We start from the raw sequence: 25,423 nt of genomic DNA, 5'->3' as shown, positions 1-25,423 counted from the left end.
TGGAGGCGGTAAAATAGAGGAGTATCTGCGGCAACAAGGCCGCTGAAACCTGAAGTAAACCGTGATTTTAACAAACCGATTCATCTAAAGCCCTATTTCCATGCCTTTTTCTTTAACGGATGAGCAAAAACAAAGCTTGTTGTGGCTCACCTTAGGGCTGTTGTTGGTAGGCCTCCTGATATTGCTGGGGCCGATGCTGACCCCGTTTGTCACCGCCGCCATCCTGGCCTACGCCCTCAATCCGGGTGTCGACTGGCTGGCGCGCCGCCGCATCGGGCCGTTTTTGCTGCCGCGTGTGGTGGCGGTGCTGATCGTCGTCCTGCTGCTGTTGCTGGCCGGGCTGGCACTGGTCCTGATCGTGGTGCCGGTGCTGGTGAAGGAAATTCCGCTGCTGCAGCAGCAGATCCCGAATTTCCTCGACAAGCTCAATGCCAAGGTGGCGCCGCGCCTGAGCGAATTCGGCATCCACGTGCGCCTCGACATCACCGGCATCAAGCGCATCCTGACCCAGCAGCTGGCCACCAGCGGCGATGAAATCTGGGCCTCGGTGCTGGCGTCGGCCAAGATCGGCGGCACCGCGCTGCTGACCTGGGCCGCCAACCTGCTGTTCATCCCGATGGTGCTGTTCTACCTGTTGCAAGACTGGCATCCCTTCATCAAGCGCCTGCGCGGCATGATCCCGCGCCGCTGGGTCGGCAAGATCAGCGCCATGACGGAAGAAGTCGACGACCTGCTGGCGCAATACCTGCGCGGCCAATTACTGGTCATGTTGATCCTGGCGACCTATTATTCCGTAGCGCTGGCGATCGCCGGCTTCGACATCGCCTTGCCGGTCGGCATCCTGACCGGTTTGCTGGTGTTCATCCCCTACGTCGGTTTCGGCCTCGGCCTGGTGCTGGCGCTGATCGCCGCCGTGCTGCAATTCACCGGCCTGTATGGCCTGGTGGCCGTGGCCATCATCTATGGCATCGGTCAGGTGCTGGAAAGCTTCATCCTGACGCCGCAACTGGTGGGCGAACGTATCGGCCTGCATCCGCTGATGGTGATCTTCGCGCTGCTGGCGTTCGGTCAGTTGTTCGGTTTTGTCGGCGTGCTGGTGGCCCTGCCCGCCTCGGCGATCATGTCGGTGGTGGTGCGCCACCTGCGCCAGCATTACCTGAGCAGCAGTTTCTACAATAGCGAGACATGAGACAACTTCTGCTGGATTTGAGCGCGCAGCAGCCGCCGACTTTCGACACGTTTGTGACAGGCCAGAATGCAGAATTGCTGCAACGCCTGCAAGACATCGCCGCGGCGCACGCGCAACCGACCTTGAGCGATCGCTTCATCTATCTCTGGGGCGAAACCGGTGCGGGCAAAACACATCTGCTGCATTCGCTGGCGCAGAAGATCCCGACCGGTTCCCGCCTGATTTCCGCCGATGCCGACGACGGCGCCTTCGACTACGACCCGGCCATCCAATGCTACCTGCTCGACGACTGCGAGCAGTTGCCGCCGGCGTCGCAGATCGCTGCCTTCGCCCTGTTCAACCAGATCCGCGAACTGGGTGGCTACCTGGTCAGCGCAGGCGCACAGCCGCCGGCACAGCTGCAGGTGCGCGAAGACTTGCGTACGCGCCTCGGCTGGGGCCTGATCTATCAAGTAAACGGTCTCACCGACGACGAGAAGATCGCCGCGTTGACGCAATCGGCGCAGGCGCGCGGCATGACCGTGTCGCCCGGCATCCTGTCCTATCTGCTCACCCATTACCGGCGCGACATGCCTTCACTGTCGCGCATGCTCGACGCGCTCGACCGCTATTCGCTCGAAACCAAGCGCCCCATCACCCTGCCGCTGCTACGCGACCTTCTTCAACAGGAAGCTGAAAACGAAACGCCATGAATCTCGCCTTATTTGACCTCGACCATACGCTGATCCCGATCGACTCCGACCATGAGTGGGGCGAGTTCCTGGCGCGCACCGGCGCCATCGACGCCGCTGCTTTCCGCAAGGCCAACGACGAGTGGTTCGCACATTACCAGGCCGGTACGCTGGACCCGGTGAAGTATCTCGAGTTCGCCTTCGGCACGCTGTCCAAATTCCCGCGCGCCCAGCTGGACGCCTGGCATGTGCAGTTCATGGACGAAGTCATCAAGCCTGCTATGGCGCCAGCCGCCCTCGCACTGGTGCAAAAGCACCTCGACGCCGGCGACCTGGTGGCCATCATCACCGCCACCAACAGCTTCGTCACCGAACCGATCGCCAAGCTGTTCAAGGTGCATCACCTGATCGCCGCACTGCCGGAGTTCGATGCGGAAGGCAACATCACCGGCCGCCTTCTGGGAACACCGACCTTCGGCCCGGGCAAGATCGTGCACACCCAGGCCTGGCTGCGAGAGCAAGGCAAGAGCATTGCCGACTTCCCGCAAAGCCATTTCTACAGCGATTCACAAAACGACATCCCGCTGCTGGCCGCCGTCACCCACCCGGTCGCCACCAATCCGAACGACAAGCTCAAGGCACATGCGATTGCCCAAGGCTGGCCCATCCTGAATCTCTTCGACGCCCACGCGCAATGATCAAAAAATTCATCCGCTCCTTCCTGGGCAAGAAAAAAGAGCTCGACACCACCGAGCCCACCGTCCTCAGCCAGAAGCAGCACGGCATCGATCTGCAGCTGGTCTCGCCGAACGCGATCCGCGTCACGCAGACCTTGCAGGAAGCCGGCTTCAAGGCCTTCATCGTCGGCGGCGCGGTGCGCGACCTGCTGCTGTCGGTCAAGCCCAAGGACTTCGACGTCGCCACCAACGCCACGCCCGAAGAGATCAAGCAATTGTTCCGGCGCGCCTTCATCATCGGTCGCCGCTTCCAGATCGTGCACGTGATGTTCGGCCAGGAGCTGATCGAAGTCACCACCTTCCGCGGCAGTTCGGCGGACGCCGCCCCCAAGGACGAACACGGCCGCGTCCTGCGCGACAACACCTTCGGCGAACAGCATGAAGACGCGGTGCGCCGCGACTTCACCATCAACGCCATGTATTACGATCCGGCGGCGCAAACGGTGCTCGACTACCATGGCGGCATCGCCGACATCCGCGCCAAGACCTTGCGCATCATCGGCGTGCCGGAAGCGCGCTATCGCGAAGACCCGGTGCGCATGCTGCGCGTGGTGCGCTTCGCCGCCAAGCTCAAGTTCAGCATTGACGCCGCCACCAGCGCGCCGATTCCGGTCATGGCGCCGCTCATCAACAACGTGCCGGCCGCGCGCGTGTTCGATGAAATGCTCAAGCTGCTCATGAGCGGCCACGCGCTGGCCTGCCTGCAACAGCTGCGCAAGGAAGGCCTGCATCACGGCCTGCTGCCGCTGCTGGACGTCGTGCTGGAGCAGCCGCTCGGCGAAAAATTCGTCACCCTGGCGCTGGCCAATACCGATGCGCGCATCAAGCAGGGCAAGCCGGTCTCGCCGGGCTTCCTGTTCGCTTCGCTACTGTGGCATCAGGTGCTTGAGAAATGGCGCGCCTACCAGGCTTCCGGCGAGTACCCGATCCCGGCGCTGCATCTGGCTGCCGACGACGTCCTCAACGCGCAGACCGAGAAGCTCGCCCTGCAGCGCAAGATCGCTTCCGACATGCGCGACATCTGGGCCATGCAACCGCGCTTCGAACGCCGCACCGGCAAGGCGCCATATAAATTGCTGGAACATCTGCGCCTGCGCGCCGGTTACGACTTCCTGCTCCTGCGTTGTGCCTCCGGCGAAATCGATGCAGAGCTGGGCGACTGGTGGACCGACTTCATGGAAGCCGACAATTCCGGCCGCGAATCACTGCTGGCGCGCAAGCCCACGACAAGCAGCGCCGGCGGTGCAGCGTCGGCAGGTTCCGCTGGTACGGGTGCTGGTGCTGGTGCTGGTGCTGGCCCTGCTCCGGCAGCGCGCAAACGCAAGCGTCGCGGCGGCCGCAATCGCAGCAAGAGCGGTGGCGGAGAAGGCAGCGGCAGTGGCAGTGGCGGCAACTCCTCGTCTGACGGCGACGCATGACGCCTGCGGCAACAGCCGTAACGGCGGTGCGCGCCTTCATCGGCATCGGCGGCAACCTGGGCGACGCCCGGGCTACGGTGGAAGATGCATTGCGCCGCCTGGCGCTGTTGCCCGACACCGTGCTGAGCGCACAATCGCAGTTGTACCGCACTGCGCCGGTTGACGCCGGCGGCGACGATTACGTCAATGCCGTTGCCCAACTCGACACCACGCTCACGCCGCACGCATTGCTCGCGGCCTTGCAAGCCATCGAACTGGCGCATGGACGCGAACGTCCTTACCGCAATGCACCGCGCACCCTCGATCTCGACATCCTGTCCTACGGCGACCTGCAGCTTGCAGACGACGTACTGACGCTGCCGCATCCGCGCATGGCGCTGCGTGCCTTCGTGTTGATACCCTTGTTGGAGATTGCACCGGACGCCGTCATTCCCGGTATCGGCGCAGCGCGCGACCTGCAAGCGCAAGTGCGGGATCAGGCGATCGAACTGCTGAACTGACCCGAACGTTCAGGTCTCGACAGCGCCTGCCGGAGGACGCAGTTCACCCAAACGCCGATGGTGTCCCTTGAGCCATACCGGCAAATCGTTGGCCGGCATCGGCCTCGCGATCAGGTAACCCTGCCCTATCATGCATCCCGATTCTTGCAGCAAACGCCAGTCTTCGATTGTCTCGATACCTTCGGCCACGGTCACCAGTTCCAGACGCCTGGCCATGTCCAGTGCGGATTGCAAAATCACGCGCAAGTTCTGGCGCGAATGCGCGCCGTGCACGAATGAGCGATCAATCTTGAGTTCCGTAAAAGGGATGCGCGCCAGCTGCTGCATCGACGAGAAGCCGGTGCCGTAGTCGTCGATCGACAAACCAAAACCCTTGAGGCGCAGCCGCGCCAGCGTACCGAGCGCCGTGCCCAGATTGGCCACCACCGAACCTTCGGTAATTTCCAGCACCATCTGATCCGCCTGCAATGCATGCTGCGCCAGCAGGTCGACGATCTTCTGCACGAAGCCGGGAATGTCGAGCGACAACGGCGACAGGTTCACCGCCACCTTCAGCGGCAATCCGCGCTCGTTCCATAGCGCCGCCTGCGCCATCGCCTGCGTCAGCATCGACAAGGTCAGCTCATGGATCAGGCCACTCTTCTCCGCCAGCGGAATGAAACGATCGGGCGGCACCATGCCGTTGGCCGGATGCATCCAGCGCGCCAATGCTTCGACGCCTTTGAGCATGCCGGTGCGGATATCCACCTTGGGTTGATAGAAGGCGATGATTTCGCCGTTGCGGATCGCCGCCGCCAGTTCCGTTTCGCACACGGCGGGAAGCGCATCGTCTTTCGTCGGGAGGGCAAGATTGCTGTCGAATGATTTCAGCGCGCCGAGGATCTTTTCCTGATTGAGCGGCTTTTGCAGCGCGCCCAACACGTGCATGCCGAGCGCCTCGATCATGGTCTCCACTGACGCCAGCAGGGATGTCTCGCGGCTGGAGGCGACGATGATGGGGAAATTCAGTTTTCTTTCCTGCAGGTGCTGGATGAACTCGACGCCGTCCATGCCGGGCATCTCGAGATCGACGATCACGAGACTCGGCGGCAACTTCAACAGCCCCAGCAAATCGAGTGCTTCCTGGCCGTCGCCGGCTTCGTAGATCATTTCCACACCGAGATCGCGCATCAGGCCCACGGTGTGCAAACGTTGCAGAGGACTGTCGTCGACAATCAGCAAAGTCTCAATGGTAAAGGGCGTCATGTTAGTAGCCATGTTGGTTGATCACGGAAGACATGTTCTCAAGAGAAATCACATCGCTTACGCCGCCTTGCGCCAATGCCTCTTTAGGCATGCCGAAGACCACGCAACTGTTTTCATCCTGTGCATAGGTTGACGCGCCTGCGTCGTGCAACTCCTTCATGCCGCGCGCGCCGTCGTCGCCCATTCCGGTCATGATGATACCCACTGCATTCTTGCCGGCAGCTTTGGCGACGGAACGGAACAAGACGTCCACCGATGGCTTGTGACGGCTGACGAGAGGGCCGTTGACCACCTCTACATAGTACTGCACGCCATCGCGCTTGACCATCATATGGGCCCCGCCCGGCGCAACAAGTGCGCGTCCTGGCAACACCAGGTCGTAGTGCTCGGCTTCCTTGACCTCGATGGCTGAAATGGCGTTGAGGCGTTTGGCGAAACTGAGTGTGAACTTCTCCGGCATGTGCTGCACGATGATGATGCCCGGACATTCTTCGGACAAATCACGCAGCACTTTTTCCAGCGCTTGCGGCCCACCGGTCGAGGCGCCGATGGCGACGATTTTCGGCGTAACGGGAATCAGGCCGTCGAGGTAGCCGGGCGCATCCAGCATCGCGTCGGCCGTCAGCCTGCTGCCGTCGGCAATGCCTGCCGCGACGGAATCATGGCGCGCATTGCGCTCGACTTCGTTGCCGAAACTCAGGCCCCCGGCCGCATTCGACGCGGTCGGCGCACGTCGCAAGCGGGCCTGAGCAGCAGCGCGTATCGCTGCGATCAGGTCATCCGAACTATCCTGCAGGAAGTCGCGTATGCCCAGCTGCGGTTTGGTGATGATGCCGACTGCGCCCGCCGCCAATGCCTCCATCGTCACCGAAGCGCTGCGCTCGGCCAGCGATGAACAGATCACCACCGGCGTCGGCCGTATCGCCATGATCTGGCGCAGGAAGGTGATGCCGTCCATGCGCGGCATTTCAATGTCGAGCACGATGACGTCGGGCCAGTTGGCCCGCATTTTCGCCATGGCGAAAATCGGATCCGGCGCCGTGGCAATGACGCTGATGTCATGACAGGGCTCCAGCAGATCCTGAATGACCTGGCGTACGACCGACGAATCGTCGACTATCATGACCTTGATCGTCATGTCTGCTCCTTGCCAAACGCTGCAGTGCGTAGCGGTCTGCCTGCGGCTGCAGCAGGGACTTTTTCCATGTCGTGCGAGACACCATGGCCCCGCCTGACCCAGACGTCGCCATTGTTGAGATCGAAACGCAGGTAACGATAACCCTCGCCCGCCACATCCTGCGCCGTCACGGGGATGTGATGCTGCTGCAGGATGTCGAGTGCAAAATCGGCATTGGCCTGGCCTATCCTGAGCTTGGTCGGCGGCAGGCCCAGCACGTTGCCGCCGCCGAAGACCTTGACCGTGTAATCGGCAATGCGCGTGCCATGCACCCGAACCTGCTCCAGCAAGCGTGATAAAGCCTCGTCGCCGTACCGGCCGTCTGGCGCTTCGTGTACTTGCACGCCGTCAGCACCCAGCCGGGGGGAATGCCTGCGCTCCGGCAAGACGAAATGACAGAGCCCGCCGAAATGTCGCACCGGATGCCACAGCGTGATCGCCACACAGGACCCGAGCAGCGTCTCGACCTGCAGGTCGCCCTGGCCGAAATACACTTCTCCCAGATTGACGAAGATGCGCTGAGTCATGGCAGCCTCATGGCAGCCGCCGATAGATTGAGGGCGCGTGCATCTGCAGCTCCAGCGGCATGCCGTGCAGCGATTCGGAATGACCGACGATGAGCCAGCCGCCAGGACGCAGCTTGTTCACCACGGAACGCAAGACATCAACCTTGGTCGGAAAATCGAAATAGATGATGACGTTGCGCAAGAACACGACGTCGAACTGCCCATCCATCTCAACCGGCAGGCTCAGCAGATTGCGCTGCTCGAAGTTCACGCGCTTGCGGATCTTCTGGTCGATCAGGAAATGGCCGTCGTACTCGCCGGTGCCGCGCAGGCAATAGCGCGACAGATACGACGGCGGGATCAACTCTCCGCGCACCATCGGATACAGGGCGCGCCGGCCGAACGACAGCACGCGCTGGCTGATGTCGGATGCGAGGATGCTCCACGGAAGCTGGCTGCGATGATCGTCCAGCACCATCGCGATGGAATAGGCTTCCTCGCCGGTCGAGCTGGCGGCGCTCCATACCTTGAGCGGATGGCGCCGGTCGATTGCCGGGAGGATATCGTCGCGCAAGGCGTCGAAGTGCTTCTGTTCGCGGAAAAAATAGGTCTCGTTGGTAGTGATCAGGTCGATCGCGCGCTGACGCTCCGCCTCTTCCTGCGGACGCGAAATCAGCGCGTGGTACTCCTTGAGGCTGGACAGGCTCAGCTCGCCCAGGCGACGCGAAAGGCGGCTGCACAGCAGCGCCTTCTTCGAGAAGGGCAGGTACAGCCCGATGTGCTCCCTGAAAAGCTGCTGGAACAACAGCATTTCCTGATCGCTGACATCCAGTGCCATTGACTCGATGCTGGAACTCATCTGCGTGATCCCCGGTTAACGATTGCCTGCTTCGTATTTCGTGGCGCCGCCGACGGCGGGCGGCGCCTTTTTTAATTTCTACTGTCCGGAGGGCGTCGACATTTCCTCGACGGCAGCCATGCCGATCAGCGTCGACAACTCATCCACCGACAACACCGCCTTGACGTCCAGCACCACCACGAACCTGTCCTTGATGTTGATCATGCCTTCGATGAAGTCGGCGCGCAGGCGCGCACCGAACGACAGCGGCGGCTCGATCTTTTCATCTTCGACGGTCAGCACTGCACGCACCGCATCCACCATCACGCCCAGAAGCAGGCCCTGCTGCTCCTGCATCAGCTCCATGATGACGATGCAGGTGCGCTTGGCGACCGGCGTCTGCGCCCTGCCGAAGCGCACCGACAAGTCGATCACCGGCACCACGGCGCCGCGCAGGTTGATCACGCCGCGTAAAAAATTCGGCATCAGCGGCACTTCGGTGAGGCTGCTGAATTCGATGATTTCGCGAATATCTTCAATCGGCATGGCGAACAACTCTTCGCCCAGCACAAAGGTCAGGAACTGGCGGCTCTGCACCGGTTCCTGATGCTGCGTCCTGGCGAACGACGATTCGCCGTTAAGCGACAAACTTGGCATGCATGTACTCCTCAAACATCCGACAACACCGTTTCCATTTTTCCATCGGCAGCTGCAGCGCCACCGCCGAGATATTTTCCTTCGCGTACCGGCGGCTCCGGCGGCACTGAGGCACGCTCTTCATCAGGCGCCCCCAGTGAAAAATAGCCCATCAGTTCGCGCAATTGATGGGCTTGCTCATTCATTTCTTCCGACGTCGCTGACAATTCTTCGGAGGCCACCGCATTGAGCTGGATGGCTTGCGTGATCTGGCCGATGGCGCTGTGTATCTGCACCAGGCTGGCGTTCTGGTCGCGCGCCGACAGCGAGATCGCCTCGACCAGGTCGGCGGTCTGCTGGATCGATGGCAGCATGCCTTCCAGCAGCATGCCCGCCTTCTCGGCCAGGCCTACACTGTGGTCCGACACCGAGACGATTTCCTGGGCGGCGATCTGCGATCGCTCGGCCAGCTTGCGCACTTCGTTGGCCACCACCGCAAAGCCCTTGCCGTTCTCACCGGCGCGCGCCGCTTCGATCGCAGCATTGAGCGCCAGCAAATTGGTCTGATAGGCGATATCGTCGATGACACCGATCTTGGCAACAATCTGATGCATGGCTTCCAGCGTCTCGCGTACGGCCTCACGCCCTTCGGTCGCAGCTCGTGCCGATTCGCTGGCGATGGCATTGGTGTGATTGGCGTTGGCGGTGTTATGGCTGACCGTCACCGAAATCTGACCAATGGCGCTGCTGGTTTCTTCGGAATCCGCCGCCTGCTGGGATGAATTCTTGCTGAGTTGTTCGGCGGCCGAAGTCAGCTGTCCCGACGCCGAGGCCAGCGTCACCGCCGCCGTATTGACGTCCCTGAGCACCAGCGCAAGCTGATCGAGCATGCGCTGCGCGCTGTGCAGTACGCTGCCCTGCCCTTTCTTGCCGACGGCAAACTGCACCGTCAGGTCACCATCGGCGATCTTGCGCAATATGCGCATGACTTCACGCGGATCGCCGCCGATCTGGCGCGCAAACGTATGGCGCGTGTACAGCGCCAATGCCAGCGCGATGAACAGCGCGAGCGCGGTGACTGCGACAACTTCTTCCAGCGTCCGGCGCTCAAGCGTCGCCGCCTTGGTCTTGTTCACTGTCGCCTGCCGCACGTTCTCGTCCACCAGCGCGGCCAGCTGTGAACGCAGGCTATCGGATTCAATGCGCAGCGAATCAGGATTCCCTTTGGCGTCTTGGTCGCGCAACAACTGATCGCGCCGTTGCTCAACACGTTTGACATAGCCGTCGATCAGCACATCAGCTTGTCGCTGCAGGGTGCGTTCCAGATCGCTCAGGACCGTGGTCGTCTTGTAGTTCGCATAGGCTTGCCCGAGATCGTCCAGCCGGTACTTCAATACATCGGCGATGCGTTTCCGCTCCACAGGTTCTTCAGATTTCTCCATGTTTTGCAGGGACATGGCAATCTCGACCGCGACCTTGTTGGTCTGGTTGAGGTTCACGATCGTCAGCAGATTGACGGTATAAATTTCCTGCAACATGGCATTGACGCGAAACAGGTTGACCACGCCATCGGCCCCAACCGCGGCGGTGAGCAGCGCACCGAAAGCAAAACAGACTGCGAGCTTGCTGGAGAGCTTCATCACAATTCCTCCTCGCCTCAACCTATCGTGGCGTGCCGGTCAAAAGCGCTTGAACGAAGATTCGTCAATCGGATCGTCGCCGCCGTCCAGCATCGAAATGCGGGCGGGCTTGACGAACTTTGTGCTGATCGTGGGCGGCTCGTTGACCACCTTGCCGGGCTTGGATGTTTTCTTCGACTGCGGGCGCTTTTCTTCACCGACCTGAAAGAACAGGATCAACTCCTGCAATTGCATGGCCTGCGCGCTCATTTCTTCGGAGGTGGACGATAATTCTTCGGATGCCGACGCCGTCAATTGCGTGGTCTGCGCCATCTGGTGCACGGCGTTGTTGATCTGTTCGAGACCGGCCGATTGCTCGCGCGAAGCGGCGGAAATCTCCTGCACCAGATCGGCGGTCTTGCGGATCGACGGCACCATCTGATCCAGCAGATGACCGGCTTTTTCGGCCAGGCTGACACTGTTCTCCGCAACCGCGATGATTTCCTGCGCGGCAGTCTGCGAACGTTCCGCCAGCTTGCGCACTTCTGCCGCGACCACGGCGAAACCCTTGCCGTGCTCGCCGGCGCGCGCCGCTTCGATGGCCGCGTTCAGCGCCAGCAGATTGGTCTGGTAGGCAATGTCGTCAATGATGCCGATCTTGCCGGCGATCTGCTTCATGGCCATCACCGTTTCGCGCACCACTTCACCGCCTTCCACGGCGGAACTGGCGGACTTGCTGGCGATGCTGTCGGTGACGCGGGCGTTCTCCGCATTCTGCGCGATCGTGGCGGTGATCTCTTCCACCGAGGCGCTGGTTTCTTCCACATTGGACGCTTGCTGCGAAGCATTCTTGCTCAGCGCCTGCGATGACGCCGAGATCTGCTCCGACGCCGACGCCAGCGAACTGGCGGTGCCGTTGACGTCGCCGATCACGGCGGTCCACTTGGCGATCATCTGCTGGGTGCTGTGCAAGACGCTGCCGGTATCCTTGTCCGACACCGGCACCTTGACCGTGAGGTCGCCTTCGGCCACCTTGCGCAGCACGATCATGGCGTCGCGCGGCTCGCCGCCGAGTTGCGAACGAATCACGCGGTAGGTGAAGAACAGGCACACCAGCAACAGCAGCATCGAGGCGCCCAGCAGCGAGAAGATCACCATCTCCAGTTCGGAATAGCGCGCCTGTGCGACGTTCACGCGTCGCTGCGTGCGCTCATCCACCATGCGCAGGAAGTCATTGATCGGCACCATGATGCGGCCTACCATGGCGCGGTAGTTCTGGTCGAACATCAGTTCTTGGGCCATTGCCTGGTTGGGCGCACCGGTCACGGTAAAGTTGCCGGCGCCGTCATCGAACTGCCCCTTGACGGCGTTGAACGCCGTAATCTCGGTCTTGGTCAACGCATCGGAGGTGACCTTCGCTTCCTGCATTTTCGCCAATTCCGGTGCGGTGAAGCCGGCCTGCTTCATCAGGTCGAGCAGCGGCACCGCCGGATCGGCCGGCATGGCGTTGAGCTGCTTGGCCATCACCAGGTCAAGATTCACACGCTCATAGTTCTTCGGACGCGGACGCTTGCCGTTACGGATATCGAGCACGATGTAGTAACGCTCTTCGTCGTTGGGGTCCCCCGTCGTGACATAGGCGCGACCGAACTTGGTCAGGTCTTCCGAGCTGCGCCGCATTTCGTTGGCCAGAACAAACGAGTAGTACCGCGATTCGTGCGCCAGGTCGAGATTGGTATTGGCCTCCTTGAGCGCGCGCGTGACACTGACGATCGATCCCATCAGCACCGCCAGCACGATCACCAGCCAGACGAATAGCTGGCGGATGCTCATTCGTTGCGTCAACTTGTTTTTCATGACTACTCCCCTGTTCTGCATTCTGTCTTTCTGGTCGGCGTCGCGGTGGATGGAATCCTTCACGCGCACCTGCTTGTTCATGTCAGTCATTCGCCGCGCTCATGCGGCTCTCGGTACGTCTTACCTCGGCCTGTTCCATCCTTCCGGTATGCGCGATCAGATGCGGCACATCCAGAATCAGGGCGACGCGCCCATCGCCGAGGATGGTCGATCCGCTCAACCCCTTCACCTTGCTGAACAGCTTGCCGAGCGGCTTGATCACCGCCTGGCATTCACCCAACAGGTTGTCGACCAGCAGGCCCGCACGCAACGGCCCGTACTGGACGATCACCAGGCTCTTGCGCGCCGATTCACGCTGCGGCAGGTCGAACAGTTCACGCAAGGGAATGAACGGCAGCGGCTCGTCGCGCAGCGTCACCACGTTGTTGTGCACCTGATGACTGGACAGGTTGATGCATTCCACCACCAGGTCGAGCGGGATGACGAACACCGCACCGCCCACCACCACCTGGAAGCCGGCGATGATCGCCAGCGTCAGCGGCAGGCGAATGCGCACCATCGTGCCCTGACCGGGGTTGCTGTAGATCTCGACCTCGCCTTGCAGCGCATCGATGTTGCGCTTGACCACGTCCATGCCGACGCCGCGACCGGACAGCGACGTCACTTGCTCGGCGGTAGAAAATCCGGGCTCGAAGATCAGGCGGAATATGTCGCGTTCGGACAAACCCGCATCTGCCGTCACCAGTCCCTGCTGGACCGCCTTGCGCAGAATGCGCTCCTTGTCGAGGCCGCGTCCGTCGTCGAATACTTCGATCACCACGCTGCCTGATTCATGCGTCGCGTTAAGGCGCAACACGCCGATCTCCGGCTTGCCGGCGGCGCGCCGCGATTCCGCCGATTCAATGCCGTGATCCATGGCGTTGCGTACGATATGCATGAGCGGGTCGGCGATCTTTTCCACCATCGACTTGTCGAGTTCGGTGTCGGCCCCCGTGACGATCAATTCGATGTTCTTGCCGATCTCACGCGACATGTCGCGTACGACACGCGGGAAGCGTTGGAATACCTCGTTGATCTGCACCATGCGCAGCGTCAACGCGGCGTCGCGTATCTGCTCCACCAATCCGGAAATCACCTGTGTCGCTTCTTCAAAACGCTGATCCTTCTTGCGCTTGGCCACAAGGCTGGCGCCGGCGCCGGCGATCACCAGTTCGCCCACGAGATCGATCAGCTGATCCAGTTTGGAGACTTCGATCTTGATGAATTTCTGTTCCAGGTTTTTCTTTTCGTCTCCGACTTTCTGACGCAGGGCAGGCATGCGTGCAGAAATCGGCGACGCTGTCACGGCATGCGGATCGGACTCGGCGACGGCATCGACAACATCGACTGTGTCGATTTGCAGCTGACGCCATTCAATAGCGTTCAGGGCGCCGGACTGCAACAGATGCAACGCGACTTCCTCGCGTTCGGGCAGACTCTGCAGCCAGCTCCGGTACTCGGTGAGCTGACTGTGCGGCGCCAGGATGATGATGTCGCTGTCTTCGCGCACGAATTCAAAGACGCTATCGATTTCCTCGCGCCGGGCCGTGCTGGAAAAACCGATTTCAAAGCCGAGATAACAGAGTTCCGCGTCCATGTCATCGGCGGCCGGAATGGCGAGATCGATCACATGTGCATAGACCATGCTGCCCATCGTCAGCAGATAGCGCAGGAAGGACAAGGGATCAAGACCGTCGCGCAAGACGTCGGGACTGAAGCGCAACGACAGGTGCCAATGCGGATTGGAGACCGCGCCGGGGTCGGGTGCTGCGCCCGGTGCATCGGGCGTGGCCACGTCAGCGACAAGGTTTGCAGCGACATCGACGCTTTCCGCCTGCGGTTGCGCGACATGCGCCAGGTACGTATTGAGTGTTGCTTCCAGTTCGGCACGCCGGACCGGATCGGGATCCTGCTCTTCCTTGAGTTCGGCGATGGCGTCGACCAGCTCGCTCATGTAGTCGCCGCAATTGAGCAGCAGCGACATCATGGCGTCATCAAGCTTCACGATGCCGTTGCGCACCTTATCGAGGACGTTTTCCAGCAGATGGGTGAAGCTGACGATGCTGTCGAAAGCGAACAGTCCCGCCGACCCCTTGATCGTATGCGCCGCACGGAAGATGGCGTTGATCGCGTCGCGGCTGGCGCCATCGCTTTCGATCTGCAGCAACGCCGCTTCCATGGCGACGAGCAGTTCGCGCGCTTCCTGCACCAGAGCGTCGCGGGCGGCATCTTTTTTCATGCCAGCCCCTGCAACGAAGTTGACGACGAAGTCGAATCGGCCCGCATCAGATCCTGCAGTTGCAACATGTTCAACACGCTTTGCACGGCCGGGCCGACACCGCTCAGCAACAGCTGCTTGTACTGCGCGGCGGCCTCGCGCCTGAGCAGCAGCAATAGCTGCAGACCGGCGGTGTCGAGCTCGTCGCAGGCACTCAGATCCAGCTCCAGCACATCGTCGGCGCCATCGAGCACACCCAGCAGTTGCGGCTTGTACTCGGCTGCCTGGAATATGGTGAAGCCTCCGCTCACCAGCAGCAGCAAATGTCCGTCGCGCGTGCTTTGCGTCAATGGCATGTCATGTCCTAAGGAGTCACCAACTTGGCCACGGCGTCGAGCAGCACCGGCGGCAGGAACGGCTTGTGCACCCAGGCGCGCACGCCGATGGCCTTGCCTTCCTGTTTGCGCTTATCGCCGCTTTCAGTGGTCAGCATGAGCACCGGCGTGAACTTGTAGCTCGGGTTCTGCTTGGCTTCGCGCACGAAGCTCAGACCGTCCAGATTGGGCATGTTGACGTCGGAGATGATCAGATTGTATTTGCGGCCGTCGAGCTTGTTGAGCGCGTCGCGGCCGTCGATTGCTTCGACCACGTCGTAACCGGCAGCCTTGAGCGCGATGCTGATGGTCTGACGCAGGCTGAACGAATCGTCAACGATGAGAATGGTCTTGGGACTCATGTCAGCGATCCCCGCAAGAAGTCGTTGCAGAAATGCCCGTGCTGCCCGCGGCGTGAAAAAAACTCGGTTCGTGCATGCATGCCATCCTCTTCAAAAGAAATCAACTTGTGATTGCATTGACTTGTCGGCCTGCTGGCCGGCGTGTACCTGGCGTTGCTCCTGCGTGGTATAGGTTTTTTCGAGATCGGACAGCCATGCCGCGCTGGGCGGCAAGGGTGCGGCGCTCTCCACCAGTCCCGTCAGCTTGACCATGTCGAGCTGGACGTGATCAAGGATCTGGCTGATGCGATCCTGGAATTGCAGGTTGACCAGGATGTCGCAGACCTCCTGGTCAACCTCGCGATTTTCTTCTTCAAGCTGGCCGACGGTGCCGCTGAGCTTGTCCGCGGATTGGCGGAAATCGGCGATGACCGAATCGATCACCATGCGCGAGTCGTCGACCATGCGGCCGGCGTCTGCATCCAGCTGGTTGGCGGACAAATGCGTGGCCTGGATCTGTTGCTGGACCGCCTTGGTCTTGCTGACGATCTGACGACCCGTCTCGGCGGACCTGGCCGCCAGCTCGGTCCAGCTGGCCTGGTCGGAGAACAGGTCGGTCACGCCGGTGCGACCGGCGATTTGCTCGACCTGCAGGCCAAGCTGGCGAATGTCGTCGTTGTGCAGGCTGAGCGCTTCAATCTTGCGCAGCAAGGCGTCGCGCGTGGTCAGCACTTGCTCCAGCGCGTCGGCGATGCCGCCGAGCTGTTGAGCGGCGTTCTGAATGACTTGCAGGACGTCGCCGTTCTTGCCGCCTTCGGCCAGGCTCACCGCACCGCCAAGGCGTTGATGGATGCCGACGAAACGCTGGGTGAGCTTGTCGATGGCTTCCTGCGTCTGGGTGCGCGCGAGTTGCACGTTGTTGCGCCAGGCCGGCACCACCGCCTGCACCAGCACCGGCAGATCCGACGCCCGGGTTGCCGGCTCCTTTGTATGGGAAGAGGGAACGTCCACCGCCGATTGCCCGCCGGCTTGCGCCGGACTGGCCCCAAGCACCCAGGCCACGCCTGCGATCAGCGCACCGGCGATGACACCTTGCCACCATCGCGGCGCGAGCAGCGCGAGCAAAAGAGCATTGGTCCCCCACAACATAAGCAAGGCGCGGTAATTCGACTTCACGATGTTCCAATCTGAATGTTTGATTTTTGATGGTTCCGGCGGGACGACCCCCACATCGCCTCCACATATCGCGTCACTTGCCGCCTCTCATGCATTAACGGCAACATGCAGCCGGTTTTTTATACATTCGTCGAGAATATTTAAAATTTCCGCAGACCAACGTTCTGTATCGACGGTCATGTTCTGCGTTCCTTATTCTGGACCGCCGGGGACTTGGTCTGTGGGCCGAATAGAGGCAGAATTCAGCTTGATTTGTCAGAGTATGCGTTGCCATCCAGAAACAAGCTTCACCACCCTTATTGATCCCATGCAAATTCCTGTCGCGTTACAGACCGTCGGCTTGCTGGCGCTGTCGAATATTTTCATGACCATCGCCTGGTACGGTCATCTCAAGAGCCTGGCCTCCAAACCCTGGTGGATCGCGGCGCTGATCAGCTGGTCGATCGCGCTGTTCGAATACCTGTTGCAAGTGCCGGCCAATCGCATCGGCTACACCCAGTTCAGCCTGGCGCAACTGAAGATCATGCAAGAGGCGATCACGCTGACCGTGTTCGTGCCGTTTGCAATGATTTACATGCAGCAGCCGTTCAAGCTTGACTATGTGTGGGCGGCGCTGTGCCTGGTGGGGGCGGTGTATTTCATTTTCCGCAGTTGACGTCCCGCTCGTTCTGCGGAACCGGTTCTGACAGTGCGCTGACAGCACGGCACGACTCTCGTACAATGCGGACTCCCATCCACTGTGTGCGGTGCAATATCCGCCAAGAGCGAGAATGGATCTAGACAGCTACCACTACATCGTCATCGAAGGCCCGATCGGCGTCGGCAAGACCACGCTGGCGCGCAAGCTGGCCGAGCGTCTCGGCGCGCAGTCCGTGCTGGAACAGCCGCAGGAAAATCCCTTCCTCGAAAAGTTCTACCGCGACGCCGGCCGTTACGCGCTGCAGACGCAGATGTTCTTCCTGTTCCAGCGCATCCAGCAATTGCAGGAGCTGGCGCAGTCGGACCTGTTCAACACCCGCTTCGTCGGCGACTTCCTGCTGGAAAAAGATCCGCTGTTCGCACGCCTGACGCTGGCCGACGAAGAACTGAAACTCTACGAACAGCTTTACCAGCACCTGCGCACACATGCCGTGCAGCCGGACCTGGTGATCTACCTGCAGGCGCCGGTGGAGACGCTGGTCGAGCGCATCCGCAAGCGCGGCATCCCGATGGAAGCGTCGATCTCGCACGATTACCTGCAGCGCCTGGGCGACAGCTACAGCCGCTTTTTCTATAACTACGATGCTGCGCCGCTGCTGATCGTCAACAACGAGCACATGAACATGGCCGACAGCGACGAAGATTTTGAGCTGCTGCTGTCGCACATCGTTGAGATGCGCGGCAAGCGCGCATTCCTGAACCGAGGAGAATAACCATGGCCGCCTATCTGCAAGACGCCCCAAGCCCGGCAGCACGCAAGAAAGCCGTCACCATCCACACGCTGCAAGCCATGCGCGACAAAGGCGACAAGATCACCATGCTGACCTGTTACGACGCCAGCTTTTCAGCATTGATGGACCGCAGCGGCGTCGACACCGTGCTGATCGGCGATTCGCTGGGCATGGTCTGCCAGGGTCATCAGTCGACCCTGCCGGTGACTATCGCCGACATCGCCTATCACACCGCCAGCGTGGCGCGCGGCAACCTGTCCATGCTGATCATCGCCGACATGCCGTTCGGCACCTACGGCTCGCCGCTGGCGGCATTCGACAACGCCGTGAAGCTGATGCAGGCCGGCGCGCACATGGTGAAGATTGAAGGCGGCGCCTGGCTGGCCGACACTATCCGCCTGCTGACTGAACGCGGCATTCCGGTCTGCGCGCACTTGGGCCTGACGCCGCAATCGGTGCATCAGATGGGCGGTTTCAAAGTACAGGGCAAGACACTGGAAGGCGCTGAATTGCTGCATGCCGACGCCAGGGCGGTGCAGGCGGCCGGCGCTTCGCTGCTGGTGCTGGAAGCGATTCCGGCGGCGCTCGGCGCGGACGTGACGGCGCAGTTGCGCATCCCCACCATCGGCATCGGCGCGGGCCCTGACTGCTCCGGCCAGGTGCTGGTGATGCACGACATGCTGGGCGTGTTCCCGGGCCATAAGGCGCGCTTCGTGAAAAATTTCATGGACGGTGCGGCCAGCGTGGAGGATGCCGTGCGCGGCTATGTGACGGCGGTCAAGGACGGCGGTTTCCCGGCGGCGGAGCATTGCTTCTGAGCGCGCTCCCTGGGTATCGGCAGACGCAAAAAAGCCCGCTCGCGCGGGCTTTTTATTTTCAGGGACGGTTTCGCGTCAGCGAATGTCCTTGATGTCCTTGTAGCGATCCAGGCTGACGGCCAGGTTCTTGCTGCACTCGTCGGCATTGCTGATGGTCGGCGACAAGGCTTCCAGCAGGCCGTCGTGCACGCCGTAGACCAGCGCATGGATGCTCAATTCCTGACCGCGTTCCCAGGCATCGGTGACGATGGTGGTGCGGCAGATGTTGGCGACCTGTTCGAGCACGTTGAGCTCGCACAGGCGGTCATGCTGATCGCCCTGCGACATGTGGTCGTGGAAACAACCGATGTGCTTTTCGTGGACGTCCTGCACGTGCTGCAGCCAGTTGTCGGCGAGGCCGACGCGGCGCTTGGTGAGCGCTGCCTGCACCCCTGCACAACCATAGTGGCCGCAGATGATGATGTGCTTGACCTTCAGCACGTCGACCGCGAACTGCAACACCGACAGGCAATTCAAATCGGTGTGCACGACCACGTTGGCGATGTTGCGGTGGACGAACAGTTCACCCGGCAACAGGCCGAGCAGGTCGTTGGCCGGAACGCGATTGTCCGAACAGCCGATCCAGAAATATTCGGGGGAACGCTGCGAGCCGAGCTTCAAAAAGAAGTCGGGATCCCGCGCGGTGATTTCACTTGCCCAGCGGCGGTTGCCTTGCAGCAGTTGCAGCTGAACCTGGTCTTGTTGGCTTGGTATTGTCATAGTCGGCAAGATCGAGTTTCACGCTTGTCGTCGCATCGCACCCGAAAGGGCCGATCGCGGCGGGCATGAGGATGAATGAAAGAAGACCGGACGTTCGCCATGTTTGCCATGGCGGGCGCTGGATGCGGCCTGGCGGCCGATGGCGCATGCTAACGATGTCTTCCGGAAATGTGCGGCGCATGTTCTGAGCACTGTGTTACCAGCACCATGGGCCGCGACTGCATTGTATAGAAAAAACGCCGCAAAAACCGGCGCGGCCTCAAACGGCGGCGCCGGTCTTGTCGGATTTACTCGAAGAATTCCTTGACCTTGTCTTTCCAGGTCTTGGTCTGCGGGCTGTGCTTGGCGCCGCCTTCGGCAGTCAGTTTTTCAAATTCGCGCAACAGGTCCTTCTGACGTTCGGTCAGCTTGACCGGCGTTTCCACCACGACGTGGCAGAACAGATCGCCGGCGTAGCCAGAACGCACACCCTTGATGCCCTTGCCGCGCAAGCGGAACGTCTTGCCCGACTGCGTTCCTTCGGGAATCGTGAAGGAGGCCTTGCCGCTCAGGGTCGGTGCTTCGATGTCGCCGCCCAATGCCGCCTTGGCGAACGAGATCGGCATTTCGCAATGCAAGTCGTCGCCGTCGCGTTGGAATACTTCGTGTTGCTTGATGTGAATTTCGACATACAGGTCGCCCGGAGGACCGCCGTTCATACCAGGTTCGCCGTTGCCGGACGAACGGATGCGCATGCCGTCATCGATGCCTTCAGGAATCTTCACTTCCAGCGTCTTGTTGCGCTTGAGGCGACCGGCGCCGGCGCAAGTCGGGCATGGCTCGGGAATCACCTTGCCGCTGCCGTGGCACTTCGGGCAAGTCTGCTGAATGCTGAAGAAGCCCTGCTGCATGCGTACCTGGCCGTGGCCGCCGCAGGTGCCGCAAGTGGTCGGCGAGGTACCGGGCTTGGCGCCGGAACCGTGGCAGGTATCGCACTCGTCCCAGGACGGTACCCGGATGGTGGTGTCGAAACCGTGCGCCGCTTGTTCCAGCGTGATCTCGAGGTTGTAGCGCAGGTCGGCGCCGCGGTACACCTGCGGACCCGCGCCGCGACCACGTCCACCGCCGCCGCCACCACCGAAAATGTCGCCGAAAATGTCGCCGAAGGCGTCGGCAAAGCCGCCCGCACCCGCGCCGCCACCGCCGCCCATGTTGGGGTCGACGCCGGCATGGCCGTAACGATCGTAAGCGTCGCGCTTCTGCGCGTCTGACAGCATCTCGTAGGCTTCCTTGACCTCCTTGAACTTCTCTTCCGCGCCCTTGCTGTCGGGATTGCGGTCAGGATGGTACTTCATCGCCAGCTTGCGATAAGCCTTCTTGATCTCGTCGTCGGTCGCGTTTTTCGCTAAACCAAGGATTTCGTAAAAGTCACGTTTTGCCATGTTTTATAACACCTTGTTATTGGGCTTCCCCCGCACCTGCGCGAGAACCAACAATGTGAAAAAGCCGAGAGACGATCTTGCGACCATCTTGCTCGGCGTGTCGGACGGCAAAGCCGGCCGACGTGTTTCTAAATCTGAATCCGAATGCTGCGTCGGGCTGCGGACGAAAGAAAAATTTCCCTTCGTCCGCAATCCGGATTACTTCACTTCCTTGAAGTCGGCATCGACAACGTCGTCGTCCTTCGGACGCGATTCGCCTGCACCTGCCGCGCCTGCGCCAGCCGCACCGCCGGCCGCAGCCTGCTGTGCCTGCTGGTCGGCGTACATCTTCTCGCCCAGCTTTTGCGCAGCCACGGACAGCGCTGCCGTCTTGGCGTCGATGGCGGCCTTGTCGTTGGCCTTCAGGACTTCTTCCAGCTCCTTGATGGCGGCTTCGATGGCGTCCTTCTCACCGGCTTCCAGCTTGTCGCCGTACTCGGTCAATGCCTTGCGTGTCGAGTGGACCAGCGCGTCGCCCTGGTTGCGGGTTTCGGCCAGTTCCTTCAGGCGCTTGTCTTCGTCGGCGTTGGCCTCGGCGTCGCGCACCATCTTCTCGATCTCTTCTTCATTCAAGCCGGAATTGGCCTTGATGGTGACCTTGTTTTCCTTGCCGGTGGCCTTGTCCTTGGCGCCGACGTGCAAGATGCCGTTGGCGTCGATGTCGAAGGTCACTTCGATTTGCGGCGTGCCGCGCGGCGAAGGTGGAATGCCTTCCAGATTGAACTCGCCCAAGGCCTTGTTACCGGCCGCCATTTCGCGCTCGCCCTGGTAAACCTTGATGGTCACCGCAGGCTGGTTGTCGTCGGCAGTCGAGAACACCTGGCTGAACTTGGTCGGGATGGTCGTGTTCTTCTTGATCATCTTGGTCATCACGCCGCCCATGGTTTCGATACCCAGCGACAGTGGCGTGACGTCCAGCAGCAGCAAGTCCTTGCGCTCGCCCGACAACACCGAGCCTTGAATTGCGGCGCCGACGGCGACCGCTTCATCCGGGTTGACGTCCTTGCGCGGTTCCTTGCCGAAGAATTCCTTGACCTTCTCCTGCACCTTCGGCATGCGGGTCATGCCGCCGACCAGAATGATGTCGTCGATGTCGGTGACCTTGACGCCGGCATCCTTGATGGCGGTGCGGCATGGCTCGATGGTCTTGGCGATCAGTTCTTCCACCAGCGATTCCAGCTTCGCGCGGGTGATCTTCAGGTTCAGGTGGACCGGTGCGCCGTTGGCCATGGCGATGTACGGCTCGTTGATTTCGGTTTGCTGCGACGACGACAGTTCGATCTTGGCGCGTTCGGCCGAAGCCTTGATGCGTTGCAGGGCGATCGCGTCCTTCGACAGGTCGAGGCCGTTGATCTTCTTGAACTCGTCGATGATGTAATCGATGATGCGTTGGTCGAAATCTTCGCCGCCGAGGAACGTATCGCCGTTGGTGGACAACACTTCGAATTGCTTCTCGCCATCGACGTCGGCGATTTCAATGATCGAAACGTCGAAAGTACCGCCGCCCAGGTCATACACGGCGATCTTGCGGTCGCCCTTTTCGGTCTTGTCGAGGCCGAACGCCAGCGCTGCCGCAGTCGGTTCGTTGATGATGCGCTTGACTTCCAGACCGGCGATGCGACCGGCATCCTTGGTTGCCTGACGTTGCGCGTCATTGAAGTAAGCCGGCACGGTGATGACCGCTTCGGTGACTTCTTCGCCGAGGTAGTCTTCGGCGGTCTTCTTCATCTTGCGCAGCACTTCTGCGGAGATTTGCGGCGGCGCCAGCTTGTTGTCGCGCACGCCGATCCAGGCGTCGCCGTTGTCGGCCTTGACGATCGCGTAAGGCATCAGGGAGATGTCCTTCTGCACTTCCTTTTCGTCGAACTTGCGGCCGATCAGACGCTTGGCGGCGTAGATGGTGTTTTTAGGATTGGTGACGGCCTGGCGTTTGGCAGGTGCGCCAACCAGTACTTCGCCGTCTTCCTGATACGCAATGATCGAAGGCGTGGTACGCGCGCCTTCGGAGTTTTCGATGACTTTCGGCTGGCCGCCTTCCATGACGGAGACGCACGAGTTGGTTGTACCCAAGTCAATACCAATGATTTTGCCCATGATTTTTCCTTCGATCCTTAAGTCCCCGTTAGGGAACAACAATAGTTTTGATAGTTTTAATATGTGGAGAAAAATCTGACTTTCAAGCGACGAGTGTCACTTAAAAGCAAATTTTGTGCCGTTTATCGTTTTTATCTGTACAGCGACAGCTTACTTGCCTTGCGCAACGGTCACCAGAGCCGGACGCAGCAGGCGTTCGGAGATGGTGTAACCCTTTTGCAGGACGGTCACGACGGTGTTGGCTTCCTGCTCCGCCGGCACGGCCGAAATCGCCTGGTGCTTCATTGGGTCCAGCTTTTCACCGGCTTGCGGACTGATTTCCAGCAGCTTGTTCTTTTCGAAGGCAGCCGACAGTTGCTTCAATGTCATGTCGACGCCTTCCTTGAGCGATTCGACCGACGGTGTTTCGATCTTCAGCGCCATTTCCAGGCTGTCCTTGACCGACAGCAGCGACTCGGCGAAGCCTTCGATCGCAAACTTGTGGGCGCGGCTGATATCGTCCTGGGCGCGGCGACGGATGTTCTCGGCTTCTGCCTTGGCGCGCAGGAAAGCATCCTGCATCTCGGCGATCTTGGCTTCGGCGGCGATCAGCTGTTCTTCCAGGCCCGGCTCGACGGCTTCAGACGCCTGCGTCTGCGCTTGTGCGTCCTGCACTGCTTCGTTTTCCGCTGGTTTTTCCGTATCTTGCATAGTTAATACTCTCCGACATGGTACGCATGGTAGGTTTTACGCGCCTTATGGCGCTTGGGGCTGCACATGAGGCTTAACCCTAGTTTTTCAATGGTTATTACGCGCCGAGGCCATATCCAGAAGTCATATGGCATCCAACTAAACGTTCTAACGTCTTGTTACAGAATTTACTACACTTGAAACAGGCGTTTGCGATGCAACATTTATGATGGTGCGATCAGACTCGATTTATGTTTTCCCCGCCAAATTTCAAGGAGACGTCATGAAATTGCCGCTTATCTCCGCCACCATCCTTGCCTATACCCTGCTGGCAGCAGCGTGGATCAGCTATTCACAACTGGTTGCGCTGTATTGAAGCCGGGACCGGGATTCGTCCCGGTAGCGCCGCACGGCGCCCCGACCTGCACAAAATTTCCTCAATGCAAGACCAGCGCAGCCCGCTATTTTAACAGGCTGCAGCCCGATCACGTCCAGTTTGCGGCGTTGATACTATTGCGTGGCGCCGTGGCGGCGGGCCTGTTCGGCGGAGATGGCAGCCTGCTTTTGTTCTTCTTCGCGCGCAGTGGCGCCGGCCAAGGTTGGCCAGCCGATCAGGTGCTGTTCGGCAATTTCCATCATGCCCTGGCCCCAGGCGGGCGCATCGTTCAGGCACGGGATGAAATGAAACTCGCGGCCTCCGGCGTGCAGGAATTCGGCCTTGGCTTCCATCGCGATTTCTTCCAGCGTCTCAAGGCAGTCGCTGGTGAAGCCGGGGCACATGACGTCGACGCGCTGCACGCCCTGGCGCGCCAGTTCCTGCAAGGTCGGCGCAGTATAGGGTTGCAGCCACTCGGCCTTGCCGAAACGCGACTGGAACGTCACCACGTATTCCGCCTCGCTCAGGCCCAGCGCTTCGGCCAGCAGCCGTGCGGTCTTGTAGCATTCGCAATGGTAAGGGTCGCCCAGCAGCAGCGTGCGTTTGGGCACGCCATGGAAACTCATGACCAACTTGTCCGGCTGGCCGTTGGCGTCCCAATGCGCCTGCACCGACTGCCTGAGCGCCTGGATGTAACCGTCGTGGTCGTGGTAATGCTTAATCAGGCGCAGTTCGGGTACATTGCGCACCTTGGCGAAGTGCTGGAATACGGCGTCGAAAATCGAGGCCGTCGTGGTGCCCGAATACTGCGGATAAGCCGGCAGGATCAGGATGCGGTCGCAACCTTGCGCCTTGAGTTCATCGAGCACCTGCGACACCGCCGGACTGCCGTAGCGCATCGCATACGTCACGTGTACGCGGTGGCCGCGCTCAAGCAGGCGTGCGCGCAGCAAGGCGGCCTGGCGTTCGGTGTTGAGCCTGAGCGGCGAGCCTTCCGCGTCCCAGATGGAGGCGTATTTTTCAGCCGACTTTCCCGAGCGGAACGGCAGAATGATGCCGTTGAGGATGAACCACCAGATAGCGCGCGGGATTTCCACCACGCGCGGATCCGACAAAAATTGCTTCAGATATCGGCGCACCGCGCGCGCGGTCGGCGCGTCGGGCGTGCCGAGGTTGACCAGCACGACCGCTGTCTGCGCAGTCGCGCCGTGGGTGTAAGGAGGTTCTTTGCGAAATGACATGGAAATCCGTGAAGGTCTGGCGTTAGCTGGAAGGA

Annotated in this window: 24 protein-coding genes; 8 read left to right on the top strand and 16 right to left on the bottom strand. The window is 60.7% G+C overall.

Annotation, left to right across the window (positions count from 1 at the left end; translation table 11 throughout):
* Nucleotides 1–100: 100 nt before the first annotated feature.
* From ACIROY_RS07940 to folK, 5 genes are read left to right on the top strand one after another with little or no spacing between them, the layout of a single operon-like run.
* Complete coding sequence (locus tag ACIROY_RS07940) at nucleotides 101–1,189, top strand: AI-2E family transporter (protein WP_402274222.1); 1,089 nt, start codon at nucleotides 101–103, stop codon at nucleotides 1,187–1,189.
* Entirely contained in the window at nucleotides 1,186–1,881 is a 696-nt protein-coding gene (hda, locus tag ACIROY_RS07935; RefSeq protein ID WP_402274219.1) for a DnaA regulatory inactivator Hda, read from the top strand. Before ACIROY_RS07940 ends, hda begins: the two co-directional genes overlap by 4 nt.
* Complete coding sequence (locus ACIROY_RS07930; RefSeq protein ID WP_402274216.1) at nucleotides 1,878–2,558, top strand: HAD family hydrolase; 681 nt, start codon at nucleotides 1,878–1,880, stop codon at nucleotides 2,556–2,558. The genes hda and ACIROY_RS07930 overlap by 4 nt, the downstream gene beginning before the upstream one ends.
* Nucleotides 2,555–4,015 carry a polynucleotide adenylyltransferase PcnB gene (pcnB, locus tag ACIROY_RS07925; protein ID WP_402341048.1) on the top strand — a complete coding sequence of 487 codons (1,461 nt, stop codon included), beginning with the start codon at nucleotides 2,555–2,557 and terminating at the stop codon, nucleotides 4,013–4,015. Before ACIROY_RS07930 ends, pcnB begins: the two co-directional genes overlap by 4 nt.
* On the top strand, nucleotides 4,012–4,515 hold the full coding sequence (folK, locus tag ACIROY_RS07920; RefSeq protein ID WP_402274212.1) for a 2-amino-4-hydroxy-6-hydroxymethyldihydropteridine diphosphokinase: 504 nt from the start codon (nucleotides 4,012–4,014) through the stop codon (nucleotides 4,513–4,515). Before pcnB ends, folK begins: the two co-directional genes overlap by 4 nt.
* A 9-nt stretch (nucleotides 4,516–4,524) precedes the next feature.
* Here folK and ACIROY_RS07915 read toward each other — a convergent pair whose 3' ends face one another.
* The 11 genes from ACIROY_RS07915 to ACIROY_RS07865 all read right to left on the bottom strand — a co-directional run bounded on the left by ACIROY_RS07915 (nucleotide 4,525) and on the right by ACIROY_RS07865 (nucleotide 16,541).
* Nucleotides 4,525–5,760, bottom strand: a complete 1,236-nt coding sequence (locus ACIROY_RS07915) for an EAL domain-containing protein (RefSeq protein WP_402274210.1) — start codon at nucleotides 5,758–5,760, stop codon at nucleotides 4,525–4,527.
* 1 nt (nucleotide 5,761) lies between these two features.
* Nucleotides 5,762–6,898: a chemotaxis response regulator protein-glutamate methylesterase gene (locus ACIROY_RS07910; protein WP_402341045.1), complete on the bottom strand. Its 1,137-nt coding sequence runs from the start codon at nucleotides 6,896–6,898 to the stop codon at nucleotides 5,762–5,764.
* On the bottom strand, nucleotides 6,895–7,464 hold the full coding sequence (locus ACIROY_RS07905; RefSeq protein ID WP_402341042.1) for a chemotaxis protein CheD: 570 nt from the start codon (nucleotides 7,462–7,464) through the stop codon (nucleotides 6,895–6,897). Before ACIROY_RS07905 ends, ACIROY_RS07910 begins: the two co-directional genes overlap by 4 nt.
* A 7-nt stretch (nucleotides 7,465–7,471) precedes the next feature.
* Entirely contained in the window at nucleotides 7,472–8,302 is an 831-nt protein-coding gene (locus ACIROY_RS07900; RefSeq protein WP_402341039.1) for a CheR family methyltransferase, read from the bottom strand.
* Between the two features lie 78 nt (nucleotides 8,303–8,380).
* Nucleotides 8,381–8,938 (bottom strand): chemotaxis protein CheW, encoded by a 558-nt coding sequence (locus tag ACIROY_RS07895; RefSeq protein ID WP_402274202.1) that lies wholly within the window; start codon nucleotides 8,936–8,938, stop codon nucleotides 8,381–8,383.
* An 11-nt stretch (nucleotides 8,939–8,949) separates the two neighbouring features.
* Complete coding sequence (locus ACIROY_RS07890; protein WP_402274200.1) at nucleotides 8,950–10,557, bottom strand: methyl-accepting chemotaxis protein; 1,608 nt, start codon at nucleotides 10,555–10,557, stop codon at nucleotides 8,950–8,952.
* Nucleotides 10,558–10,596: 39 nt separating this feature from the next.
* Entirely contained in the window at nucleotides 10,597–12,393 is a 1,797-nt protein-coding gene (locus tag ACIROY_RS07885; protein ID WP_402274957.1) for a methyl-accepting chemotaxis protein, read from the bottom strand.
* An 82-nt stretch (nucleotides 12,394–12,475) separates the two neighbouring features.
* Entirely contained in the window at nucleotides 12,476–14,671 is a 2,196-nt protein-coding gene (locus ACIROY_RS07880) for a chemotaxis protein CheA (protein WP_402341036.1), read from the bottom strand.
* Complete coding sequence (locus ACIROY_RS07875; RefSeq protein WP_402274194.1) at nucleotides 14,668–15,006, bottom strand: STAS domain-containing protein; 339 nt, start codon at nucleotides 15,004–15,006, stop codon at nucleotides 14,668–14,670. The genes ACIROY_RS07880 and ACIROY_RS07875 overlap by 4 nt, the downstream gene beginning before the upstream one ends.
* Nucleotides 15,007–15,014: 8 nt before the next feature.
* Nucleotides 15,015–15,386: a response regulator gene (locus ACIROY_RS07870; RefSeq protein WP_402274191.1), complete on the bottom strand. Its 372-nt coding sequence runs from the start codon at nucleotides 15,384–15,386 to the stop codon at nucleotides 15,015–15,017.
* Nucleotides 15,387–15,476: 90 nt separating this feature from the next.
* On the bottom strand, nucleotides 15,477–16,541 hold the full coding sequence (locus tag ACIROY_RS07865) for a chemotaxis protein (protein ID WP_402341033.1): 1,065 nt from the start codon (nucleotides 16,539–16,541) through the stop codon (nucleotides 15,477–15,479).
* Nucleotides 16,542–16,848: 307 nt separating this feature from the next.
* Here ACIROY_RS07865 and ACIROY_RS07860 point away from each other — a divergent pair, with 307 nt between their 5' ends.
* From ACIROY_RS07860 to panB, 3 genes are all read left to right on the top strand, one after another.
* On the top strand, nucleotides 16,849–17,196 hold the full coding sequence (locus ACIROY_RS07860; RefSeq protein ID WP_116434077.1) for a DMT family protein: 348 nt from the start codon (nucleotides 16,849–16,851) through the stop codon (nucleotides 17,194–17,196).
* 115 nt (nucleotides 17,197–17,311) lie between these two features.
* A complete protein-coding gene (locus tag ACIROY_RS07855) occupies nucleotides 17,312–17,953 on the top strand; it encodes a deoxynucleoside kinase (protein WP_402274185.1) in 642 nt (213 codons plus the stop codon).
* Between the two features lie 2 nt (nucleotides 17,954–17,955).
* Nucleotides 17,956–18,789 (top strand): 3-methyl-2-oxobutanoate hydroxymethyltransferase, encoded by an 834-nt coding sequence (gene panB / locus ACIROY_RS07850; protein ID WP_402341030.1) that lies wholly within the window; start codon nucleotides 17,956–17,958, stop codon nucleotides 18,787–18,789.
* 75 nt (nucleotides 18,790–18,864) lie between these two features.
* Here the strand turns inward: panB and can are convergent, their stop codons facing one another.
* The 5 genes from can to hemH all read right to left on the bottom strand — a co-directional run bounded on the left by can (nucleotide 18,865) and on the right by hemH (nucleotide 25,388).
* The gene (gene can, locus ACIROY_RS07845) at nucleotides 18,865–19,548 is read right to left on the bottom strand and encodes a carbonate dehydratase (protein ID WP_402274179.1); all 684 of its coding nucleotides are present in this window, start codon (nucleotides 19,546–19,548) and stop codon (nucleotides 18,865–18,867) included.
* 287 nt (nucleotides 19,549–19,835) lie between these two features.
* On the bottom strand, nucleotides 19,836–20,969 hold the full coding sequence (gene dnaJ / locus ACIROY_RS07840) for a molecular chaperone DnaJ (protein WP_402274177.1): 1,134 nt from the start codon (nucleotides 20,967–20,969) through the stop codon (nucleotides 19,836–19,838).
* A 198-nt stretch (nucleotides 20,970–21,167) separates the two neighbouring features.
* Nucleotides 21,168–23,102 (bottom strand): molecular chaperone DnaK, encoded by a 1,935-nt coding sequence (gene dnaK, locus ACIROY_RS07835; protein WP_402274174.1) that lies wholly within the window; start codon nucleotides 23,100–23,102, stop codon nucleotides 21,168–21,170.
* Between the two features lie 150 nt (nucleotides 23,103–23,252).
* A complete protein-coding gene (gene grpE, locus ACIROY_RS07830; protein WP_402274172.1) occupies nucleotides 23,253–23,792 on the bottom strand; it encodes a nucleotide exchange factor GrpE in 540 nt (179 codons plus the stop codon).
* A 489-nt stretch (nucleotides 23,793–24,281) separates the two neighbouring features.
* A complete protein-coding gene (gene hemH, locus ACIROY_RS07825) occupies nucleotides 24,282–25,388 on the bottom strand; it encodes a ferrochelatase (protein WP_402341028.1) in 1,107 nt (368 codons plus the stop codon).
* Between the last annotated feature and the right edge of the window lie 35 nt (nucleotides 25,389–25,423).

The organism is Herbaspirillum sp. NPDC101396, assembly GCF_044767365.1.
Taxonomy (GTDB): domain Bacteria; phylum Pseudomonadota; class Gammaproteobacteria; order Burkholderiales; family Burkholderiaceae_D; genus Herbaspirillum.
Note: the sequence above shows the minus strand (reverse complement) of the source record. Positions and strands in the feature narration are given on the sequence as shown.